We start from the raw sequence: 3,024 nt of genomic DNA on the forward strand, positions 1-3,024 counted from the left end.
ATGAACAACCGAAAGGTACTTCTCCCCACATCTTGGGCAGTCTGAATCCATCCAGACCAATTCCGCATACCAGGTAACCGTCTGCGTCAGCCATTAATCCCTGTTGCGGCTTATTATCGGGATATTCAAGCCCCCTGTGAAAAACAAAGTCGATTTCCTTCGCCTGCCTGATTATCTCGAATTTAACCACTCCTTCTCTTTTGATCAGCCTGTCAATGTCTGCCTGTACTGCTATTCTTATATCATTGTCTGTCATTTCTGTCGTATCATATATTTTCGATACGATAAATATTTTCTTTTTCATAATTTTCTTTTTATGGTTAATTCAACTTGTCCTTTTCCATTGTTCGCCAGTCTTATATCCGCTTCAATCCCCAGATCCCTTATTGTATCATTATAGGTTTCAATCAGCCACTGTGAATCAATGAAATAGTTTCTTCCGTCCTGATCGGTGTATAACCCATTCTCCTCTTTCGCCTTTCTTATTATATGTTGTTCTGTCAGATTCAAAATATTTGCTGCTACTGTAATATGTAGAAACCTGGGATTGTCGGCTATAGGAATCTCCGTGAAATACTGGTACAGGATGTAAAAAGCCTCTTCATCGCTGCTAATCTTGTGTATGCCCAGATTACGAGTTTGTATTCTTGTATCGAGCATTAATTCAACTACGCTATAAGGTATCCATTCCAGTTCCCCCGTATAAAATCTCCTGACCTCGTTTTCTGTTGTGAAGTTTAGGATCGCCAGGTCCTTTATCGGTAATTGGGCAAACTTTGGATGGAACGGTTTATTATCCTGTTCCCGGTAGATAATTCTTCTATTCATTTCTCTTCCTCCTTCGTCTTTTGTGATGTAATCTTCAGCTCAATTCTCCAGTTCTTTTCCAGATATGACACTAATCCTCTGTATGCGTCAATCCTTCTTCTTTCTCTTGGCATGATAGACAAGGCTTCCTGTAAAGTCATACTGATAATGCAGAGTCCGGTAGAAGAGAAAAGTTCCTTACCATACTTTCCTTTGAGAGCTTCTATATCTTTCTCGTATTTGGAAGGAATAGGTTTAGAGGGTGTACTACTTTTTTCGATGACATCAGGTGTAGCATAAACCTGACGATTAGAACCCGAACCCCGTTCAGATCCTAATATTCTATTTAGATATTCTCTAAACATAAAATTAGCTTTTTTCAGATATTAGGTTTTGAGGGGTTAGGAATAGCGTTTTAGCGATTTGGGAGAGGGAAATAAAAAACGTACCAGACTGATTTTACATCCTGATACGTTATCTTTATTAAACTTAGGTACTGATATACATATCTACACTGGAAATCCTTCCGTCCTCGGAAGGATTTCTTTTTAATGATACGTATCTGTAAATTTGTCTGCGGACACCGTACAGACACTTCCTACCTACGTATATAATATCAGTATTAACCAAAGTATATATTGATATGACAACTAATGATGTATTTTTAGACGCCTGCAAAGGGCTAGTGATGCACTGTAATTGCAACATTCTTATTCTTAATGTGCTAGGCGATTTTAGAGCATATATAGCTCCGGAAGTCAGATTAAAAACTAGGGAATGTCGTTACAACGAAGTCCAGGATGCGCAAGACATTACAAAACTAATCTTGAACCTCGGACACAATTTTGCGCAAGGAATGAATGAACAAACACTTCGTGAAAAGGCGCAGTCCGTGCACAAAGAGAGTTTCAAATTTGGAACGGATGATTTTATGTGGTTTACAAAAGTTGATTTAAACCGCTAATTTGTTGTTTGCATATAGGAAAGTAGTTATATTTGCACAGTCCTTTGAGGACAAGACATTGTTGGAAAATTAAAGGAAAGTGCCTTAGATATTCGTTAAAATCGCCAAATCTACCGAATGTATATACAGGGCACAGAGGACAACTCATACAAGTGGGTTGCCTTTCTGTGTGTATATACAGGTGTTTGGCGATACCTAACGAGTATTCACAGGAAGAGCAGCCCACTTTCTTTATTATATAACGTTCTCACTGGCTGTCTGAGGAAAATCGTTTAAAATTCGCCATTATGAAAAAGTATTTCGTTTTATCAGTATTTATTATGCTGATTGGGGCATTTACAAATGTTCAAAAGCAAAACTCAGTGATTCCCGATAATGGAGTAAATTCCCATGTTGGAATTGAAAGTTCAAAAGGAATTATTGTCACCATTCCTTCTATCTACACAGTCTTTTCAATCGTTCCAATAAAGAACGAATAACCTATGATAAAATTTGATTTATGGTTCTCACGTATTATATGTGACTAGGATTTCTAAGTTGTATAGTGTTGTCAAACAAAATAACTTTGTTCTATTAACGTATTAAAAAATAAGAATTATGGATAAGGATTTTATCACAGTTTCTCCGTCAGAAGGAGGGCAGGGTGTCACAAAGTTGTCTGTACAGGCTGCTATAAATGAAGGAGGTAGTCGTTCCACATTTATAACTATTACCGGAGGTGGAATAACAAAAACTATTCCTATTTCACAAGAAGCATCTCCGACTAATGTAATTATAGTTGGAGGGAAAGGTAATATTATAAAAACTACAATAATGTAGTATTATTGAAATCAACAAATTAAAAACGATTATGAGAATGAAAATATTTTGTATGGTGGTGCTATGCGCCTGTTTGTTTATTGCGTGTGAGAAGGATAACGATGATTATGAGCCTGTGAAACCGCCTGTAGAACAACCGGAAAACCCTGTTGAACCCGAAAAGCCAGATGATCCCGAGAAACCGGAAAAACCTGCCATACCACCGTCAACAGATAATATTATAAACTTAAAAATAGGAGATTTAAATATGATAGTAGGAAGTTATATGTGGTATCATGTTGTATATGGTAATGGGATATATGTTGCTAGTTCTCATTGGAATGCGGAGTATATATCAACATCAGCGGATGGAGTAACCTGGAGTGAACCTGTACAAATCAGAACCTGTTTTGAATTTATCATTTGACCCTGTTCAGCATAATTTGTATCATTGT

Annotated in this window: 6 protein-coding genes and 1 pseudogene; 4 read left to right on the forward strand and 3 right to left on the reverse strand. The window is 37.1% G+C overall.

Annotated elements, in window-relative coordinates; translation table 11 throughout:
* The 3 genes and pseudogenes from ACT8YW_RS22630 to ACT8YW_RS22640 all read right to left on the reverse strand — a co-directional run.
* Nucleotides 1-304: pseudogene (locus ACT8YW_RS22630) on the reverse strand (hypothetical protein); the annotation flags it as partial.
* Complete coding sequence (locus tag ACT8YW_RS22635; protein ID WP_444107221.1) at nt 301-828, reverse strand: hypothetical protein; 528 nt, start codon at nt 826-828, stop codon at nt 301-303. The gene ACT8YW_RS22635 and the pseudogene ACT8YW_RS22630, both read right to left, overlap by 4 nt.
* Entirely contained in the window at nt 825-1,172 is a 348-nt protein-coding gene (locus ACT8YW_RS22640; protein WP_272702800.1) for a hypothetical protein, read from the reverse strand. Before ACT8YW_RS22640 ends, ACT8YW_RS22635 begins: the two co-directional genes overlap by 4 nt.
* A gap of 278 nt (nt 1,173-1,450) precedes the next feature.
* On the opposite strand from ACT8YW_RS22640, the gene ACT8YW_RS22645 reads away from it, so the two are divergent.
* The 4 genes from ACT8YW_RS22645 (at nt 1,451) to ACT8YW_RS22660 (ending at nt 2,996) form a co-directional block, all read left to right on the forward strand.
* Nucleotides 1,451-1,771 carry a hypothetical protein gene (locus tag ACT8YW_RS22645; RefSeq protein WP_151922327.1) on the forward strand — a complete coding sequence of 107 codons (321 nt, stop codon included), beginning with the start codon at nt 1,451-1,453 and terminating at the stop codon, nt 1,769-1,771.
* 287 nt (nt 1,772-2,058) lie between these two features.
* Entirely contained in the window at nt 2,059-2,250 is a 192-nt protein-coding gene (locus ACT8YW_RS22650; protein WP_151922328.1) for a hypothetical protein, read from the forward strand.
* Between the two features lie 118 nt (nt 2,251-2,368).
* The gene (locus tag ACT8YW_RS22655) at nt 2,369-2,590 is read left to right on the forward strand and encodes a BACON domain-containing protein (RefSeq protein ID WP_115484317.1); all 222 of its coding nucleotides are present in this window, start codon (nt 2,369-2,371) and stop codon (nt 2,588-2,590) included.
* Nucleotides 2,591-2,627: 37 nt separating this feature from the next.
* Entirely contained in the window at nt 2,628-2,996 is a 369-nt protein-coding gene (locus ACT8YW_RS22660; protein WP_444107222.1) for a hypothetical protein, read from the forward strand.
* Nucleotides 2,997-3,024 lie beyond the last annotated feature (28 nt).

The sequence above is a fragment of the Bacteroides sp. genome (assembly GCF_052357945.1).
Classification (GTDB): Bacteria; Bacteroidota; Bacteroidia; order Bacteroidales; family Bacteroidaceae; genus Bacteroides.